13 protein-coding genes are annotated in these 18,880 nt (G+C 50.5%); 4 read left to right on the top strand and 9 right to left on the bottom strand.

What is annotated here, in order from left to right; translation table 11 throughout:
* Window positions 1-249: 249 nt before the first annotated feature.
* The 7 genes from JHJ32_RS13615 to JHJ32_RS13585 form a co-directional block, all read right to left on the bottom strand.
* A complete protein-coding gene (locus tag JHJ32_RS13615) occupies window positions 250-2,517 on the bottom strand; it encodes a hypothetical protein (protein WP_200121306.1) in 2,268 nt (755 codons plus the stop codon).
* Window positions 2,518-2,569: 52 nt separating this feature from the next.
* Window positions 2,570-3,751 (bottom strand): exo-alpha-sialidase, encoded by a 1,182-nt coding sequence (locus JHJ32_RS13610; protein WP_079717763.1) that lies wholly within the window; start codon window positions 3,749-3,751, stop codon window positions 2,570-2,572.
* 16 nt (window positions 3,752-3,767) lie between these two features.
* Window positions 3,768-5,075: a metallophosphoesterase family protein gene (locus tag JHJ32_RS13605; RefSeq protein ID WP_200121305.1), complete on the bottom strand. Its 1,308-nt coding sequence runs from the start codon at window positions 5,073-5,075 to the stop codon at window positions 3,768-3,770.
* A gap of 118 nt (window positions 5,076-5,193) precedes the next feature.
* Window positions 5,194-5,574, bottom strand: a complete 381-nt coding sequence (locus JHJ32_RS13600) for an SRPBCC domain-containing protein (protein ID WP_079717761.1) — start codon at window positions 5,572-5,574, stop codon at window positions 5,194-5,196.
* 216 nt (window positions 5,575-5,790) lie between these two features.
* Window positions 5,791-6,960: an exo-alpha-sialidase gene (locus JHJ32_RS13595; protein WP_217698152.1), complete on the bottom strand. Its 1,170-nt coding sequence runs from the start codon at window positions 6,958-6,960 to the stop codon at window positions 5,791-5,793.
* Window positions 6,961-7,029: 69 nt separating this feature from the next.
* Window positions 7,030-7,986, bottom strand: a complete 957-nt coding sequence (locus tag JHJ32_RS13590; protein WP_200121304.1) for a dihydrodipicolinate synthase family protein — start codon at window positions 7,984-7,986, stop codon at window positions 7,030-7,032.
* Between the two features lie 99 nt (window positions 7,987-8,085).
* Window positions 8,086-9,651, bottom strand: a complete 1,566-nt coding sequence (locus tag JHJ32_RS13585) for a sodium:solute symporter (protein ID WP_200121303.1) — start codon at window positions 9,649-9,651, stop codon at window positions 8,086-8,088.
* 300 nt (window positions 9,652-9,951) lie between these two features.
* On the opposite strand from JHJ32_RS13585, the gene JHJ32_RS13580 reads away from it, so the two are divergent.
* Window positions 9,952-10,839, top strand: coding sequence for an AraC family transcriptional regulator (locus JHJ32_RS13580; RefSeq protein WP_079717757.1), 888 nt, complete (start codon window positions 9,952-9,954; stop codon window positions 10,837-10,839).
* 106 nt (window positions 10,840-10,945) lie between these two features.
* Here the strand turns inward: JHJ32_RS13580 and gyrB are convergent, their stop codons facing one another.
* On the bottom strand, window positions 10,946-12,904 hold the full coding sequence (gyrB, locus tag JHJ32_RS13575) for a DNA topoisomerase (ATP-hydrolyzing) subunit B (RefSeq protein ID WP_079717756.1): 1,959 nt from the start codon (window positions 12,902-12,904) through the stop codon (window positions 10,946-10,948).
* 323 nt (window positions 12,905-13,227) lie between these two features.
* Between gyrB and JHJ32_RS13570 the strand changes: the two genes are divergently transcribed.
* From JHJ32_RS13570 to JHJ32_RS13560, 3 genes are all read left to right on the top strand, one after another.
* Complete coding sequence (locus tag JHJ32_RS13570; RefSeq protein WP_233632652.1) at window positions 13,228-13,845, top strand: OmpH family outer membrane protein; 618 nt, start codon at window positions 13,228-13,230, stop codon at window positions 13,843-13,845.
* A 258-nt stretch (window positions 13,846-14,103) separates the two neighbouring features.
* Window positions 14,104-16,392 (top strand): glycosyltransferase family 4 protein, encoded by a 2,289-nt coding sequence (locus JHJ32_RS13565; protein WP_079717754.1) that lies wholly within the window; start codon window positions 14,104-14,106, stop codon window positions 16,390-16,392.
* Window positions 16,343-17,353 (top strand): glycosyltransferase family 4 protein, encoded by a 1,011-nt coding sequence (locus tag JHJ32_RS13560; protein ID WP_079717753.1) that lies wholly within the window; start codon window positions 16,343-16,345, stop codon window positions 17,351-17,353. Before JHJ32_RS13565 ends, JHJ32_RS13560 begins: the two co-directional genes overlap by 50 nt.
* On the opposite strand, the gene JHJ32_RS13555 is transcribed toward JHJ32_RS13560, so the two are convergent.
* Window positions 17,342-18,838 carry a glycoside hydrolase family 130 protein gene (locus JHJ32_RS13555; protein ID WP_200121302.1) on the bottom strand — a complete coding sequence of 499 codons (1,497 nt, stop codon included), beginning with the start codon at window positions 18,836-18,838 and terminating at the stop codon, window positions 17,342-17,344. The genes JHJ32_RS13560 and JHJ32_RS13555 overlap by 12 nt on opposite strands.
* Window positions 18,839-18,880: the final 42 nt, after the last annotated feature.

The raw sequence follows: 18,880 nt of genomic DNA, 5'->3' as shown, positions 1-18,880 counted from the left end.
TTTCATCACCCATTTATACAAAATTCTTTACGAGAATCGGCTATCGTTCGTCTTTCTTGGCCCCTTTCAAGATAAGGCAATTGCTTGAACAACGCTTCAAATTTAACTTAAAGTGTACCACGATACTTGTAGGATATTAGCATTTAAATTGTATATCTTACCATTTAAACGAGCACAAACTACTGATTTACAACACGTAAATGCATATTAATTTGATATAAAGGCTGCATGAAAAAATCATCAATATTCCTACTTGGTGTATGGTGTCTGTTCATCAGCGGGCGGTTGAATCACGCCAAGGTATCGCCCCATCCAATACGGAAACAGCCAGATGTCTCCAGCACTGTTTTCGGCAGCGCCGTTGTTACCGCCATCCAGGATGAAACGGTTAGCGTTGTGCCGCGAGATTTTCAACTCATCGGGTGGTAGTACCGTTTCAATGGTCTGGTTGCGGAAGTTGGGAGGCAACAGGGTAATGTCCTTGCGGTGGCTGTTTGTAACCGTCCACTGTACCAAATCAAGTGGATATTCCTTCAGATACCACACCGCTTCGTCCAGGTCAAAGGTATCGATCTCCGTAATGGCCGTAAAGATGTTCCAAGCCCCTTCTTTTTCGGGGCGTTCGGCTTCCCAATGATCGAGGATAGCCTCCTTGTATTTCACTTTCAAGGTATCATTAAACGCATACCTGTACAGGCCCCAATAACCCGCAAAATACATTTCGTCATCCGAGTGGTTCCACGAACCCGAAAGCAGCTTACTCCAATCATCTGCGCCTTCCGGGGCTTTCCCTATCTCGCTCATCGGTCGCATCAGGTTTTCAAGGTAACCATGGTTGTCCATCAGGTCAAAGGCTTTTTCCTTGTATACCGACTTTCCCGTGAAATGGTAGGCGGTCTGCAACATACCGATGATATTGGATGAGTTCAGTTTACGGTCGCCCACAGTCGTGGGAAATCCATTCACATACTCCGGATTCCACTTGCCCCACGTGGTCGGCTGCCCATCATAATCGACCAAGTAGTAATCATTTTTCACGATGTGGCCCATTAATGTATCAATCAGCCGGATAGCCTTATCCCGCGTTTCTTTGTGATCGACCAGTTCAGCAATAACACCGAAGGCAAAGATATGCCCAATCGCTTCATCGCTGCTTGTCGTTGCCTTCCAATACCAATCGGGATGTTCCGCCAGCTGCCAACGCTCGGGATCAGACAGCATATGGCGCGTATCGCCTTTGCCGCGCCGTTCGAAGGAACGGGCAGGGAAGCCCGGAACGGGAGTGATATCGTATAAGCGGGCCATGGCATCCAGCGATTCCATGCAGTGTTCCAAGGCCTGTTGCTCGCCCGTCGTGGCATAGCGGAATGCCTGCGCAGCCAGGTATAGCGAAGTCCATAGACCATCATTGTCCGAATCGCCCAGGTATCCTGTACTGAAATCACCGTCAGTCATGCCCGTGAGCGTAGCATTAAAACCATTTCGGATATGCCTGTCCCTCACCTGCTGTTCGTAGTACATAGCCTTTTCATGCAGGGTCATCTTTTTGAAGCAGATGTGCCCCAGTCCATTTCGGGTCAATACCAAGACGGCGCCGTCGCCACCTGGAGCAATGGCTACCACCTGATCATCGGGCAACCAACGCTTGCTGGCATAATAAGTGATATTGCCGTTCTCCTTTACGGAAAATGCACCCTTAGGTGTACCAAACCAGCTGTTGCCGTCAATGACTTGCACAGCGGTGATTTCAGTCCACGGAAGCGCCCTTTGTCTCTCACCCACCTGCTTACCTTCTGCCAAGCCATAGCGTAAATAGCCATCGGCGGTTCCTATGACCAGTTGGTTTTTCCGCACATCGATGTCAAAGGCAGTAAAATCGGTCCCCTCGTGGATTTTCTCCAATTGGTTGGTCGCTGCGGAAAACCGGTACAGCGCTTCAGGGGCCAACAGGAAGAAAAGCGACTGATCTTCCGGATGGCCAAGTACCTGCAACACACCGCCCTCGGGGACCTGTCCTCTCCACGCCACAGCGTGCCGTCGTATAAAATGGAGCACATGCCCATTGGTCACCAAAAACTCCAAACTACCGTTAGCTGCAAACGCTGTTGGATTATCCAGTTGGTGTTCGACGTGGAGTCTCCCGGACCAGGCGTTGCTGAAGATGGTATGCCCATCCAAATAGACAAATTGCCCCTGGCACAGCGCCATATCCACAATATTTTTTGCCGCCATAAAACGATACGTATGGTCGGCCACGACCCTCCCGGGGTATAAAAACCGGCCGTCATGAAGCTGTTTCAGACCGGTGGAAGCCAGTACTTGTATCTTCCCTTCTTTATTGGCATATACCCGCCACAATGCGGCATCTTTTTCATCGACGTGGTACTTCACGCTGTAATCCTGCAGAAACGCCGTATCAGCATAGGACGACGATGCAGTATGGGTTGACGAGGGCTTGCTACAGGCGCTTATCAATAGCGCCAAAGAGCAAAGGATCGTTACGTTGAATTTCATCATGGTTATCGTGTTTAGTGTTTTTTTGGTTCTCGGTTCATGCTTGCGGCAATGCTCAAGGCGTTACTACCACATACTTAATTGCCTTCCGGTCGTTATCAAGGTGGAATGAATACGTCATATGGAGCCGCCCGTCCATCCCTTGGATCAGGGAGGGATAACTATACCTGCCGGATTTGGAAACATCATCTTCAACCGCGAAGCGTATTGGCCAGGTTTTCCCCTCATCGGCCGATAGGTAAAGGCTCAGCCGGTAGCGTCCGTCATCTACGTCATTGCCCAGCATGGCCCACCTGCCGTCGTCCAGCACAACGACATCCACACTTGCGCCGTTGGGTATCTCCGTCTTGCGGGCGACACTCCAGCTTTTGCCACCGTCTCGAGACTCACTAAGCTGCACCCGTGTCGGCGCATCGCCGCTGTCCCGCATGTAGGCAACGATGCTGCCATCTTTGCGTCGGGCCAACGCAGGTTGTATCGGACCCCTGCCCACGATCGGCCGGCTGGGTTGCCAGGAGGCACCACCATCATCGGAAATGGCCAGCATCGACAGGTTAAATCCGTCCGAGTACAACGGCAACAGAATCCGTCCATCAGTAAACACCAGTGGCTTTATCCGCGTCATCCACCCGGTGCTCCGCTTGGTAATATCTTGGCTAGCCGCAATGATTAACTTATCGTACTGCGGTGCATACTCTGACCAACCGGACTGTAACGGCGGTAACATACGAAGTTTCCCGGCCACTTCCGCGGCAAACGTTTCATCAGGCTTCAAGAGGATATTATCCTGCCACTGCCATGTGGGAGCCCCCTCGCCGGTATACGTCGACGTCGACCGTATCCGAAGTATGGAATGCTCCCATTTATTGGCCTGCACAGCAATCCATACCAGGAAAAGTTTATTCCCTGCCATGAAAAGTACCGGGTTGCAATCCGGCAGGTAAGGGGTATCGGCCAGTTCGAAAGGTTTGCTCCATTGACGCTTGCCCTTCTTCAGGCGCGCGCCCATGATACGTACGTCGTCCGCCGTCCGTTCCCCGCTCCCCTCGAACCACGCCAGCAACAAATCGCCGTCTGGCAATTGCACGACGCTGCTTCCATGCACGTGCTGAGACTGCAAGGGAAATACCAGTGTGGAGTCGGCTACCGTGATTGTTGTGGACGGTACTACTTGCGCCACCGACGAACTCCAGCCTGCAAACAGGCAAAACAAGAATATGGATAGGCTTTTCATCATTGATTAAGGAATATATTTATTGCGATCCGGCATGGATCGGGATTTGATTGACCAGCCGGTTTATACCGCCCGGCGTCTTATGTAGTTCAAATTCGTCATAACGTTCGCCTGTTGCTGTCAACGCCCTAAAACGCAGCACATCGTTTTCGATGTCGATCACATGGAACAATTGGGTGTGGTCGGCGCTACGCTCCATCCAATCGGCTTGCAATACATCAGCCATTTTCGGGCCGCTTACCGATACGACGTACATCGTGCCGGACGACTTCCCGTCATCCATGGGAATGCTTGTCATACCGCGGGCGTAGGTGTGGTCATGTCCCTGTAAAACCAAATCCACGCCATATCGGTCAAACAATGGTTTCAGGTCCTTCCGCAGTTCGGCGTTGTCGCGATTGCGTTTGGTCGAGTAAATGGGGTGGTGCATGACGACACAGGTCCACCGGTTGGGGTTATCGGCCAGTAACCGTTCCAACCACTCCCGCTGGTTCTTCCGGTCGTCATTGGAGACGTCATAGCGTTCGGTGTTGATGGATATGAACCTCACCCCCTGCACATCGATGAAATAACAGCTTTCCTCCAACCCGCTTGGCCCATTCTCAGGCAAAGTAAATTGCGGCCGCCAGAATACACTGATGCGATCATCCCCTTGCTCCGTATCGGCATGATCGTGGTTGCCCGGGGTAGGCATAGCCGGCACTTCGCCGTGGATAAACCCACCGGCGGCAAACCATTCTCCCCACTCCACATCGCGATTTGCCCGGTTGACCAAGTCGCCCCCATATAACGCCAACCGCGCTTCGGGTGCCACTCGGTAGGCGTGCCGAATCACCCGCGACCACAATGGACGGATATTAGCCTGTACATCACCGAAATACAGAAACGTCAGTTTCTCTCCTCGATTTCCGGCTGTCGTAAAGTGGAGCCATTCGCTCCAATACTCACCGTTCCCTACACGGTATGCATAAGTGGTATTGGGACGGAGGCCGTTGAATACAACAGCATGATAGTTGGCCCCTACCTCTTCAACATGCAGGGAGTGTGTCGCTGCCGTGACGGTCTTTGCCGAGCCAGCAAAGGCAGGGTTTGCATCCGCAATAGCTATCTGGGCAGCACCAGCCGAGACGTCCCGGCTCGTACGCCACGTCACCGCCATGGAGGTGGAAAGATCTTCCGTCACGTTCAGCACGATTCTATCAGGGATTGGTGAAGGAGGATATGCAACGGTTTGCTGGCCCTGCGCATAAATGCCAACGCCACGACAACAAAGCAAGACCACAAAAAGCAAAGGTAATAGAAAACTATTTTTCAGGGAGGGCTTCATCGTTGTTACATCGTTTTACTCCCCAAATGTAGACACGGCAGGAAGAGCCTTAATATAATAAGTTAGCGAGGGATTGTATGATATTATCCTTATGGAAAAAAAAACATCTCCCCGCTGGTCAATCCGCGTAAAAGTCGATAAGCGAAGCGGCATATTCAGTACGCCAACCATCCACGATGTTATCGTACTCCTCATCGGGAATATTGCTTTGCCTTACCTCCATTGAAGTCCCGTGCTTATGTTCATGGAGCTTGATGGTCACAATGGAGGGCTCTTCCTGCTCACCGAAATACCACTGTTGTTCGATTTTTCTGCCGGGTTCAAACGACAGATTCTTCCCCACTATTGCGCCGTCCCACAGCGAAAACTCCGTGCCGGGTTGGGCAACCATCACGACCTCATCGCCCGTCCAAAGCCGGATGGTCTCCGCCGTGGTAAGGGCCAAATAAACCTGTTCGGGGGGCGCTGGGATAATAAAATATGCTTTGTAGTCTTTCATCGCATTGGATCACGCAACAAAAGTAGGTATTTCGGACGATATGCAGCTACAGCTGGGTGTGCAACAAATGCCGGTTTGTTTCCAGCTGTTGGCGTTTGGGCCTAGGAGCGTGAACGAAGTGAGCGTTCCAGCCCAAACTCCAACAGCTGGAAACATCGGGAATTTCTCAACATCTGAACGTTTTCTCCGTTCCTGCCGCTGTACCGCTGGGCCCTGCTACAACTGTTTTGGATCCAATACCACATACTTTATCGTTCTTCTGTTGTACGTGTATGTGATATGAACCAGTCCGTCAGCCGACTGGATAACAGCTGGATAGGCGTAGCCATCTTGGATAGGTTCGTTTTCCAATGTCATCACCGGCGTCCAATCTTTTCCGTCATCGGACAATGCGACATTTAATATATTCCTTCCTTTAGGTTCTGCCCCTTGGCGGGTCGAATGATTATATACCAGCAATTGACGGCCATCCTGTAACGTTACTGCGTCCGTCCCCGAGTTGGGGTTAGGCAATCCGGTCGCCGTCACCTTACTCCAGGTCCTCCCCTGATCTTCGGACCAGCTTTCGACCAACACATGCTCGCGGCTCCGGCAAATCACTTGCAATTTGCCGTCTGGATAGGTTAATATACTGGGCTGGATTGCATCGAATTCGATGCCATCATTGATGGGCCCCACCACTTCCCAGCTTTGCCCTTTATCGCTGCTGATCTCAAAATATACGCGCCAGTCTTGATCGTCGCCGTCACGAGGATATTCAATACTTGTCGGACTGATGATGGTCCCGTTTGCCAACTCAACCGGTTTGTTCTTGATAGGGCCAAGCAAGTGGCCAACGGCGGCGTCCTCACCCAATTTATGAGCCTGTGACCAGGTAACACCATTGTCATTCGACGTGATGACCATCCCCCACCAGGTTTGCGGGCTGGGCCCGACTTTATAAAACAACATCAAATCCCCACCCGTTGGTTGGAACAGCACCGGATTCCAGCACGGATAACGCAATGTGTCGTTCTGTACACCGTTGACCACTTCCTCAGGCCATGTCCATGTACCGTCTACCAATCGCGATACACGAATGCCCACATCCGGATGTCCCTCTTCGGTACCGGCAAAAAACGCGGCGACCAGCCCATCAGGTGTTTCAACGATTGTTGACGCATGGCACTCCGGCGTAGGCCTGTTATCCAGCGGATAAAGGAGCTCACCTTTTAAATAGGCGCCTTCGCCGATGGTTGCCCGTTCAGGCAACTGCTCGGCAAGCGTATCGGAATCACCGTTAAGTTGACCCCGATGCTTGGCGTTCCCTCCGCAAGCAAGCGATAAAAAGATTATTCCCACCAGCTTTATATAGCACACTTGTTTCATCTGTAAATTATTATTCATTTTACTTCGTAAAGGCTTTAAATGCTTAACGGTACGAATGCACGCTTCGTATCTGTTTCCACATGGGCTTCATTTTCCACCATCTGGCAATCCGTCAACGCCGCTCACTTCGATATGTTGAAACAGTTGTTGATACGCATCATAAAGTACCTCCACACGCTGCTTCACCTGTTCATCAAAGACCCCCACATCCCTTCTGGTAAATGTCGCGATCGGCATACCACGTTTCTGCAAAAAGTACTTGGCCGCCACCGGATATACGGCGTGCATGACATCCATGTGATCAATAAAAAACTGCTGCACTCGGGCAACTTCGTTAGCCAGTGCTGTGTTGTCATAATTTTCACATAACCATACGATCAGCTCCGGAAAGTAATTGCCCTGGATACAGGATAACCCCGCAGCACCGGCTTTCAGCGATTCGACAGCATGTACCATGTAAGCATCATATAAGCCGAAAGCGGCCACATCACGGGTGACTTCAAGTTTGGCACGCACCTGTTCAATATCCAGGCTGGTATCTTTGTGATAAATTACCCGGCCTGTGTCGACAAACTGCTTGAGTTGCGCCGCTGAAAGCACACGTTTAAACGGATCGGGACACTCGTAGAATCCAAGTGGTATTCCATTGGTGGCATCCAACAACTTGAAAACGTTTTCTTCAAACACTTCGTCTGCTTCGGCCGCTCCGGCCAGCATATTGGTGATCACGATAGCCGCATCGATACCCACGTCGTACATCCGCTTCGTGAAGTCCGCCTGCTGAAAAACGGTCCCCCCGAACGTGGTGGTAGCCACCACGGGTACAGCCCCGCCTGCCACGTTGATCACATGCTGCGTCACCGCCAAACGTTCCACTTCGTTCAACTCAAACATTTCGCTCGAAAGGCAATTGGCAAATAGGCCGGCAGCGCCGGCACGCAGATAGCTTTCCGTTAATTTGGTCAGCCCTTTATAATCTACCGCTCCGTTCTCTTCAAACGGAGTCAACATGACGGGAATATATCCTTTATCTTTATTGCTCATCGCTATCAGGGTACTTATCTACCTTATAAATGACACATTCAAAGGTAGGCAGTACAGTAGCCGCTGTTCTGTAGCAAATTGGCGGTGTATTGTAGGATGTTAGCGAAATGATTGCTTCTGTCGGCGGACATTTGCCAACCCGATTCCCACTAACGAAATCACCAGGGTTCCGACCACAATAATCATATTGGCATGTAACGGATATTTCAAGTAACCGTATTGCTCGGGTATCAGGTATGAAAAAGTCATCCAAAGTATGGCAAGTACACCGGTGATCACAGCGACGATAGCATCGCTATTGCGAGCCATTTTACTCATGATCCCCAATAGGAACAGCCCCAGCATGCCGCCGGCAAAGATACCGGAAAGCTGCCACCACACATCGAGCACGCTTTTAATGCCGATCATGGCCACGCCGGTCAGCATACCCGCTAAACCGAAGACCGCGGTCGCCAGGTACAGCAGACGCAATTGGCCCTTACCTTCCAGCTTTGGGTTGATATACCGCTTGTAAATATCTTCGGAAAACACCGTAGCTGATGCGTTCATCCCCGAGCTGATGGTGCTCATTGCGGCGGATAGGATGGCCGACACAATCAGCCCGACAAGGCCTACGGGAATTTCGGTAACCATGAAATGCGGCATGACCTTATCACCGTAGTCTTCGGGTTTCAGGGTCGCTGCAAGTGCGGCGATTTCCACCGACGTGGCCGAGCTTCCCAGGCGTTCAGCTGCTGTCTGTATCTTGACGGGTTCGATCAACGTCGGATTGGTCTGGTAATAAGCATACAGGCAGGTGCCGATGATAAAAAACAGCAACGAAGCTGGCACATAGATCCACACACAGAGCCAAACCGACTTACCAGCTTCTTTGGCCGAAGAGGCGGTGTGATAACGCTGCACATAGTTTTGGTCCATCCCGAAGTTGTTGAGGTTGATGAAAAACCCATATAACAGAATCACCCAAAACGACGAGGAAGTAAAATCAAGCGAAAATGTCCCCAGGCCAAATTTATGGTCAGCCTGACCGATTTCAACAATTTTCGAAATACCTCCCGGCATATTGCTGACCACCAGGAAAACAATCAGGGCCGCCCCAAGTGTCTTGATAATCCCCTGCACCACTTCTGTCCAGATGACGGCCTCAATGCCCCCCATCACGGTATAGATAATGATGCATATACCGGTTATCAGCATAATCGTCTCCATGGAATAGCCGGTAAGCGCTTGCAGACTGAGCGCTATCCCGAAGAAAATCGACCCCATTCGGGCAAGTTGCGTCAGCAAAAAACAGACGACCGCATAACTGCGCGCCCAGGGGCCAAATCGCTTTTCCAAATTGGTATACGCGGAGACTTCGCCCGTTGCCCGGTAAAAAGGCACAAAATACTTGACCGCCACCCAGGCTGCCAACGGCATGGAAACACTGAACACAAAGGCATTCCAATTGCTGCCGAACGCCTTGCCCGGCACCCCTAAAAATGTATTGCTGCTTAAGAATGTCGCATAGATTGAAAGCCCGATCGCCCATCCGGGAATCAGGCCCGAGGCTTTCGTGAACTGATCGGCACTCTTGTTTTTCCTTGAAAACCATACGCCCACCAGCACCATGGCGGCCAAGTAAGCAATGATTACGGCAATATCAATAAGGGGTAGATTTTTCATCAAGGTTTATTATTTGATATTTAGTCTGTGGAAGCAAAGATAGCGCCTTGACGATATAAATCGTTCTACTATTTTTCCCACTGCCTATAGGATGTTGGCTTCCCCGGGGCAACCCAAACCCGGATAGATTGGAATTTATTGCCTTCTTATTGTACAATCTTGCCATTTCCTTGGAAATCGGATTTTTATTCTATATTTTAGGACTCGTGCTGGGGTGACAGATCCTCAGCCGTGAAGTACACAGGTTATAGACCTTTTTTTTCAACGCCGAAAGAAGAAAAAAAACAACGATTTTAAGCCATGAAACCACTTTTCCACAAAGTACCGACCCAAATTCAGTCATCATTCAGTGCGCGGCACGACGTCTTGGCGAATTTCGGATCACTATGGCATTACCACCCCGAATTGGAGCTGCATCACGTTATCCGGGGCAAAGGCGTACGCTTTATCGGTGATAATATCGGCAACTTTTCGGAAGGTGAAGTGCTGTTACTGGGCGGCAACCTACCGCATATGTGGCAGTGCAACGAGGAATATTACCAAAACCATCCGGATCGGAAGGTGGAAGCTATTGTGATTCATTTTCTTCCCGACTGCCTTGGCCGTGACTTCCTTAACCTACCGGAAACCTACTTGATTCCCAAGCTGTTTGAAAAGGCCCGCAAAGGAATGAAATTTACGGGCAGAAGCCGCACCAAATTGATCGACCTAATGCACAGCGCAACGTCGGCAACCAACATGGAACGGCTGATTATACTCCTGTCTATCCTCAAAACGATGGCAGAAACCGATGAGTATGTATCGATTGCTTCTGCACATGCGTTTTACAACTCCAATGAAATGGACGCCGCGCGCATCAACAAGGTATGCACCTATACGTTAAGCAATTATAAAAAGGAAATTTCCCTGGATGAGATCGCCTCGATAGCCAACCTAAGCGTAACCTCGTTTTGCCGATACTTCAAGCTGATGACCAAAAAAACCTACTACGACTTCCTGATTGAAATACGCATTAGCCATGCATGCCGGCTATTGGTAGAAGACATCCTACCTACGGAAGTCGTTTGCTTCGAGTGCGGGTTTAACAATGTGTCCAATTTTTACCGGCATTTCAAGAAGGTCACGGATATGACCCCACTGGAGTATAAAAGGAAGTACCTGCACAGAAAGGCCGCTGTAGGGATCTGACTGGCGGTATTCGGTGGCGGGTGAACAGCGAACGGTGATGAGTGAACCGTGATGGGTGATCGGTAGCCGTCATAAGACAGGCCACTGACCCCCCATCACTGACCACTTATGTATCTATCTTCGCATACTTGGCATTGCGCTCGATAAACTCACGTCTCGGCGCTACTTCATCACCCATTAGCATAGAGAAAATCCGATCGCATTCCGCTGCATTCTCTATGGTCACCTGCCGCAGCGTCCTGGTCTGGGGATTCATTGTAGTTTCCCAAAGTTGCTCCGCGTTCATCTCGCCGAGACCTTTGTACCGCTGCACATGGACACTATCTTCCTTGCCGGCACCTTTCAGTCGTTGGATTGCCGCATCCCGTTGGTCATCATTCCAAGCATATTCCTGCTCCTTACCCTTTTTGACCAGGTACAGCGGTGGCGTGGCGATATACACATAACCGTTTTCAATCAGCTCCTTCATATAACGGAAATAGAAGGTAAGGATCAACGTGGTAATGTGCGAACCGTCCACGTCGGCATCGGTCATGATGATTACCCGGTGATATCGCAACTTATCCAGATTCAGCGCTTTGGCATCGTCTTCCGTGCCGATACTTACACCCAAAGCAGTAAACATGTTCTTAATCTCCTCGTTTTCGTAGATCTTATGCTCCATCGCTTTCTCTACGTTGAGGATTTTACCTCGGAGCGGCAATATAGCCTGAAACTCCCGGTCGCGGCCCTGTTTGGCGGTTCCGCCCGCAGAGTCCCCTTCCACGAGGTATATTTCACACTTCGACGGATCATTGTTCGAGCAGTCCGCCAATTTGCCGGGTAGGCCGCTGCCTCCCATCACGTTCTTGCGTTGCACCATATCGCGGGCCTTGCGTGCCGCAGCACGGGCTTGCGCCGCAATAATTACTTTCTGAACGATAGCCTTGGCTTCCTTGGGGTTTTCCTCGAGATAATTGCTGAGAATTTCACCGACGGCCATGTCTACGGCACCCATGACCTCATTGTTGCCCAACTTAGTCTTGGTCTGTCCCTCAAACTGCGGCTCGGCCACCTTCACCGAAATTACCGCCGTGAGCCCCTCACGGAAGTCGTCTCCCGTGATTTCTACCTTCATGTTTTTAAGCAGGCCGGATTTGTCCGCGTAGGCTTTCAACGTACGGGTAAGCCCCCTGCGGAACCCCGCCACATGTGTACCGCCTTCGATGGTATTGATGTTGTTGACATACGAATGCACATTTTCGGAGTACGTATCGTTGTATTGCAAAGCCAGCTCCACAGGAATCCCCTGTTTGATGCCTTCGACATAGATGGGATCCGGAATGAGCGGCTGGCGGGTGCCATCAAGGTACTTGACAAACTCCTTCAATCCGCCCTCCGAATAGAACACATCGCTCAGCAACGAACCATCCTCTTGCTCCTCACGTTCATCAACCAGCGTCAGCCGCACACCTTTATTCAGGAATGCCAGTTCACGCAGGCGGCTTGCCAGCGTGTCATAATTGTATACGGTTGTGGTCGTGAATATTTCCGGATCGGGATGAAACGTCACCTTTGTACCGGTTCGCTCGCTCTCGCCCACTTCCTTCACGTCGTACTGCGGCTTCCCCTTGTGGTATTCTTGCATGAATACCTTTCCCTCACGGTGTACCTCAGCTATCAGCACCGTGGATAAGGCGTTTACGCAGGATACCCCCACGCCATGGAGACCGCCGGAAACCTTGTAGGTATCCTTATCAAACTTACCCCCGGCATGAAGCACCGTCATGACCAATTCAAGGGCCGATTTGTTTTCTTTCTTATTAATCCCGGTGGGAATCCCTCTACCGTTATCCTCAACCGTAATGGAATTGTCTTTGTGGATAATTACATGGATATCATCGCAATAACCGGCAACGGCCTCATCGATCGAGTTGTCTACCACTTCATATACCAAATGGTGCAATCCTTTGACGCCCGTGTCACCGATATACATGGAAGGCCGTTTACGCACGGCCTCCAATCCTTCTAATACCTGTATGTTATCTGCTGAATAAGTTGATTGCTTCTTATTTTCTTCGTTCATTATTGTTGTTAAATTCGGTGCCCAAAGATACGAAAAATGTGCAAGAAATGAAATAGTATTCGCGCACTGCTGTACGTCCCGTTATTCGTTAATAGTAGCGACCGGCGAGGTGAGCAATTACTGCTTCGCTATGATTTGCAGTACCAAGCACGAGCCTGCGTAAATACCCCCTTACCGCCACCGTTTCGCCATGTTGCGTCGCCTAAGAGCCGCCGGATGGCGGATGACCGGACGGCGCCGCGCGTCAAAATGGCGCCTGCAAATCGCAATTTAGTGCGGGAAATATGGGATTTTTATCTTAGGTTTGCCCTTTAATTAAGAAAATGAACAAGAGAAGTATGAAAAACGCGTTCGCATTTATTGCAAAAGCCGGAATATGTGCATTGCTGGCCGCCACTGTAGTGTCCTGCAATAACCAAGGAACAAAGCCATCGGCAGCTGCCCCAGGGGGAGACTCACTCCAAGCCAACAACGCCGAAAAGATTGTCTATGTAAACATAGATACCTTGCTCGAAAAATTCGAATACTTCAAGGATGTGAGGACCAAACTGGAGGACAAGGCAAAGAAAGCACAGGCCGACCTGCAATCCCGCAGCAATGCTTTTCAGCGCGAAGTCGCGGATTATCAACAAAAGGCAGCAACCATGAGCGCCGCTGATCGGCAAAGCACCGAGGAGCGTCTGGCCCGCAAACAGGACGAACTGGCCCGCCATAACCAGAATGCAAGCGCTTCATTCGCACAGGAGGAGGCCGCTGAAAACGAGAAATTGTATTCGCGGATCACGGATTACCTGAAAAAACATGCAAAGGAGAACGGTTACAAGTTGGTATTAACCTACTCTGCGGCCAATCCGGGTGTGCTCTATGCCGATGAAAGCTTAGAAATCACCAATGAGGTGCTTTCCGCGCTGAATGCAGACTATGCGAAAGAGAAAAAATAGCAAGCAAATGCGGCGAGATGCGCCATGAGACATTATCCTGAGGCTGCCTTTTCGGCAGCCTCTTTTTTTATTCAAAGTTTGGCATCCTATTAGCTCATGCTAATTAAGCTGTATTGCATGGATGAGTAAGGAAATAGCGCTGCAGTCAACTGAATTTTTGTCAGTTCTGGTGAAAATCGAAACTAATTACCGTTTTTTAAGTTTAAAAGAACACGAACGTTTATTGTTAGGAATAAATTTTACCATTACGAAAACACGATGAAGATTGCATTAATTGGCACCTACACGCCGCGGCAATGCGGTATTGGTTCTTTTTCAAAAAATCTGTTTGACTCCTTATCTTCCGACACCGGAAACACCGCTCAAAACTTCGTGGTAGCCATTAATGACCCGGGGGGCGAATACAATTACCCTGCCGAGGTGAAGCATATTATCCGCCAAGACGATCACGATACCTATTTGAAAGCGGCGGATGTTATCAATCAAAGCGGTGCAGACCTCTGCCTAATCCAACACGAGTACGGGATCTTTGGCGGACAAAACGGCGTATATATTCTTGCCTTGCTGCATAGCCTGGAAATTCCGGTTGTCGCCACCTTCCATACCGTACTCAAAAAACCCTCGTACAACGAATTGTATATCCTTAAGGAAATTACGAAGATAGCGCAACGCGTAGTGGTCATGGCTGATAAAGCGGTTGAGCTCCTTCAAACCATTTACGAGATTCCCGCCAGTAAAATTGTGGTGATACCCCACGGCGTTCCGGATATCCAATACGACCGGCGGGCAGTAAGGCAGGAACTGAAGCTAACCGACCGGAAAGTACTTTTGACCTTTGGGTTCATCGGCCGCAATAAAGGTATCGAAACGGCGATCACAGCCTTGCCGGCCGTAGTGCATCAGCATCCCGATGTCCGCTATATCGTGCTTGGGAAAACCCACCCTAACGTCATCAAGCATGCTGGCGAAGAATACCGCCTGTTCCTCCATCGGCTGGTCAAAAAGCTCCAATTGGAAGAACATGTGGTTTTCCTGAACCAATACGCATCGCAACACGAACTCTTCAAATACCTCACTGCTTCGGATATCTACATTACGCCCTATCTCAATGAGGCGCAGATCACCAGTGGAACGTTGTCTTACGCGCTTGGCGTGGGTTCCGCCGTCGTCTCGACCCCCTACTGGCATGCTGCCGAACTCCTTGCCGATGGCAGGGGAGCACTGTTTGATTTCAACGATAGCCAACAGCTTGCTGCGGTACTGATCGATCTATTCAGCCATCCGGAAAAGTTGGCGGCCATGCGATCCCGAGCGCTCGAATTTGGCGAACTGATTACGTGGCCGAAGATCGGTGAGCTTTACAGCGATCTTTTCCGGCAGGTCATCCAGCACGCTTTAATCCATCCGATTAGAAAGGATCCCGCATTCGACCGAAGTATCCTCCCGCCATTGCGCCTGGACCATGTCGTACGGCTCACGGACAGTACCGGCATTTTCCAGCACGCGACATACGGCATCCCCAACTACCATGAAGGGTATTGCCTGGACGACAATGCGCGGGCGCTGCTGATGGCGCTCATGGCTTATCGGCGTGCCAAGGATGAAACAGCCCTGCGTTATATCCCGACATACCTTGCCTATATCCATTATGCGCAAAACGACGATGGGACCTTCCGCAATTTCATGGGATTCAACCGTAATTTCCTCGATAAAGTGGGCTCGGAAGATGCCTTCGGCCGGGCTATCTGGGCCATCGGCTACGCTATGGCCCACGCACCCAAAGATGCCTATTTCCAGGTAGCCCGCAAGGTGTTTTTCAAGGCCGTCCCGCAATTCGAGCGCCTGCAGTCTATCCGCAGCATTGCCAATACCATCCTCGGACTATACCATTACCTGAAAAGCCATCCGACAGATGACGGCATGATGGAGCTCACCCATCGGCTTGCACTCCGCCTCCATCGGGAATATACCATCCACCGGCGGGATAATTGGCATTGGTACGAGTCGCTGTTGGCTTATGACAACGCGTTGCTGCCGCTATCGATGATGCGGGCCGGCGAATTGCTCAATGATGATACCTTTCGGCAAGTCGGCTTTGAAAGCATGGCCTTCTTAGAAACACACACCATGCATAAGGGATACCTAAGCCTGGTAGGCAACGAAGCATGGTTCAAACAGGATGGGACATGCTCACGGTTTGACCAGCAACCCGTCGATGCCATGGCCACTGTACTGTTGTTTCTCCAAGCGTACAACAACACCGGCGATCCGCATTACCTACGGTCTGTATATACGGCCTTCATGTGGTTTTTGGGCGAAAACGATTTACGCATCAGTCTTTACGACTTCGAGACCGGCGGTTGTTGCGACGGCCTGGAAAAGGACGGTGTCAATCGCAATCAGGGAGCGGAAAGCACCCTCGCGTATTTGATTTCTTACCTGGCTGTACAGCAGACATTTGAGAAGCCCACGAATCGTATACTTTCACAGGAGACCAATGAAGATAGCCATATTAGCTCCCATAGCTTGGCGGACGCCGCCTCGTAAATATGGCCCCTGGGAGCAGGTTGCCTCTACACTTGCGGAAGGGCTGGTACAAAAAGGCTTGGATGTAACCTTGTTTGCCACAGCAGACTCCATCACTGCGGGCAAACTTCGTTATACTGCACCTCGGGGGTATGCCGAGGATCCAGCGCTCGATCCCAAAGTGGAGGAATGCCTGCATATTGCCCAGGTCATGGAAGCGGCAAATGAATTTGACATCATCCACAACCATTTTGATTTTCTTCCACTGACCTATTCAAGGTTAATCCGCACCCCTGTGGTCACCACCATCCATGGCTTTTCCTCACCCAGGATTGTCCCGGTATACAAGCGATATAACCGGACAAGCACCTATATTTCCATCAGCAATGCCGACCGGTCACCGGCGCTCGACTACCTGGCCACGGTTTACAACGGTATTGATACGTCGTTGTTTGATGCGGTCGAGCAGCCGGACGATTACCTGTTGTATTTTGGACGAATACATCCAGAAAAAGGAGCCCACCTCGCTATCGAGGTGGCACAACGGACGGGACGCCGGCTTATCATGGCCGGCTTGGTACAAGATGAGCATTATTTTGACGCCAGCGTATCGCCTCATATAGATGGCCACCAGATTCAATATGTGGGCAATGTCGGTCCGGATGAACGGAACCGCTTATTGGGCAACGCCGCGGTGCTGCTGCACCTGATTGGTTTCGATGAGCCATTCGGCCTGAGCGTCGCCGAAGCCATGCTCTGCGGCACACCGGTAATCGCCATCAATAGGGGCTCCATGCCGGAACTGGTGGTTGACGGCAAAACCGGATTCCTGGTATCCGGCGTGGATGAAGCCGTATCGGCGGTTGCAAGGGTCGGACAATTATCCCGCATGGATTGCTGCCACTGGGCACGATCCATGTTTTCCAGGGAAAAGATGGTGGATAGCTACCTTGACGTTTACCGACACATCTTAGCCAGCTGATTCGCTGCCATTGTCAAGTAGCTTTTCCAACAATTCATCCACATCTACCACCGCATAAGTGGACGCATAGTCCGACATGGCATATGGGACAATCAGCTTTCCTTCGTGGATATAGGCACCGCATGAATACACAACGTTAGGCACATACCCCTCACGCTCTTTCCGATTAGGCACAAGCAATGGTTCTTTCAGACGTCCGATTTCGTGCTCCGGATGCTCCAAATCGAGCAGCAAAGCACCTAACACGTATTCGCGCATGGGCCCGACACCGTGCGTAAGCACAAGCCAGCCGGCCTTCGTTTCCAGCGGAGAGCCACAGTTACCCATTTGCACCAATTCCCAGGGTTCATGTGGCGTCTGGATCAGCTTGGCTTCGCGCCATACATTGACCGTATCGGAGTACGCGATATAATTATTCACCCCATCAATACGGCATAACATGGCATATTTCCCATTAACCTTGCGCGGAAACAACGCCATACCTTTATTCTGGGCAATATATCCATGCAGGGGCATTACCTTAAAGTGACGAAAATCCTTGGTTTCCAGCAGCTTGGGAAGGATGGATATCCCATCATAAGCGGTGTAGGTAGCATAATAAGTAACAGCTCCCTTTTCGCCGATGAAACGGACAAACCTGGCGTCTTCGATGCCGTTTTTCTCGGTATCAGCAATGGGGAAGATAACCCGCTCGCACACCGAAGTATCGGTAGAAAATGTCATCTCATAATGGGATGATGCCAACCACCGCACCTCCTGCAGGAAGGCCAGGTTATCCTGACGGGGCTCCAGCTTTACCTGCACTTCCTTCAATGCATGCTTTAACTCCTCATAGGTAAACGTGTCTTGCAGTTGATCGCTAATAATTTCGTACGCCTCGTCATTACGGTAACCGCTGTCACCCCACATTTCACGCAGCTTACGGAGGAATGATTTTTTATGATAGGTATGGTTTTTTACCTGCTCGGGTACCTCCAGCATTTTCCCCGGAGGCTCCACATCGATATCCATGTTGCTATCGAGTACACCTTGCCTGAACGCAATCGATGAAATATGCCCCTCTCCCGTAGCCCTGAAACTGATAATGATACGCTTCTGGCCCCGCCCAAGTGATGTTTGGTCCGGATGTTCAATGATAGACGGATTGAAAAACGCGGCGGCCTCGATGGAATACTCCATGGTGAAATACGCCCCGATAAGCTGCTTCAGGTGATCAGGCAATTTCGCATGATCAATTTCCATCAACTCCATCACGGGAATCAACCGTGCGAAATGGTTTGCAAATATCTTTTTAAGGCTGCGATGGCGCTTCGAATATTTGCGCAATACCTGACTAAGGACGTCACGCTGCTGTTCATCACTGAGCGCCATCAACGCCATAATCAACCGTTTGGCCCGCTCTTCGCCGGCAAAGAAAAACCTGGCAATGACACGGCTGGAATCTGGCTCAAATATCTTTTCCTTTCTGATTACTGTTACTGGCATGTACTTGTTCGTTATCGCAATTCTCTTGTTGTTGCAACAACA

The organism is Parapedobacter sp. ISTM3, from assembly GCF_016533505.1.
In the GTDB taxonomy this organism is placed as follows: Bacteria; Bacteroidota; Bacteroidia; order Sphingobacteriales; family Sphingobacteriaceae; genus Parapedobacter; species Parapedobacter luteus.
This window is presented reverse-complemented; position numbering and strand designations above follow the sequence as displayed.

Bases quoted from the DNA above. Each gene is read 5' to 3' on its own strand.
- JHJ32_RS13615 (WP_200121306.1), bottom strand. From the start codon at position 2,517: ATGATGAAATTCAACGTAACGATCCTTTGCTCTTTGGCGCTATTGATA.
- JHJ32_RS13610 (WP_079717763.1), bottom strand. From the start codon at position 3,751: ATGATGAAAAGCCTATCCATATTCTTGTTTTGCCTGTTTGCAGGCTGG.
- JHJ32_RS13605 (WP_200121305.1), bottom strand. From the start codon at position 5,075: ATGAAGCCCTCCCTGAAAAATAGTTTTCTATTACCTTTGCTTTTTGTG.
- JHJ32_RS13600 (WP_079717761.1), bottom strand. From the start codon at position 5,574: ATGAAAGACTACAAAGCATATTTTATTATCCCAGCGCCCCCCGAACAG.
- JHJ32_RS13595 (WP_217698152.1), bottom strand. From the start codon at position 6,960: ATGAATAATAATTTACAGATGAAACAAGTGTGCTATATAAAGCTGGTG.
- JHJ32_RS13590 (WP_200121304.1), bottom strand. From the start codon at position 7,986: ATGAGCAATAAAGATAAAGGATATATTCCCGTCATGTTGACTCCGTTT.
- JHJ32_RS13585 (WP_200121303.1), bottom strand. From the start codon at position 9,651: ATGAAAAATCTACCCCTTATTGATATTGCCGTAATCATTGCTTACTTG.
- JHJ32_RS13580 (WP_079717757.1), top strand. From the start codon at position 9,952: ATGAAACCACTTTTCCACAAAGTACCGACCCAAATTCAGTCATCATTC.
- gyrB (WP_079717756.1), bottom strand. From the start codon at position 12,904: ATGAACGAAGAAAATAAGAAGCAATCAACTTATTCAGCAGATAACATA.
- JHJ32_RS13570 (WP_233632652.1), top strand. From the start codon at position 13,228: ATGAACAAGAGAAGTATGAAAAACGCGTTCGCATTTATTGCAAAAGCC.
- JHJ32_RS13565 (WP_079717754.1), top strand. From the start codon at position 14,104: ATGAAGATTGCATTAATTGGCACCTACACGCCGCGGCAATGCGGTATT.
- JHJ32_RS13560 (WP_079717753.1), top strand. From the start codon at position 16,343: ATGAAGATAGCCATATTAGCTCCCATAGCTTGGCGGACGCCGCCTCGT.
- JHJ32_RS13555 (WP_200121302.1), bottom strand. From the start codon at position 18,838: ATGCCAGTAACAGTAATCAGAAAGGAAAAGATATTTGAGCCAGATTCC.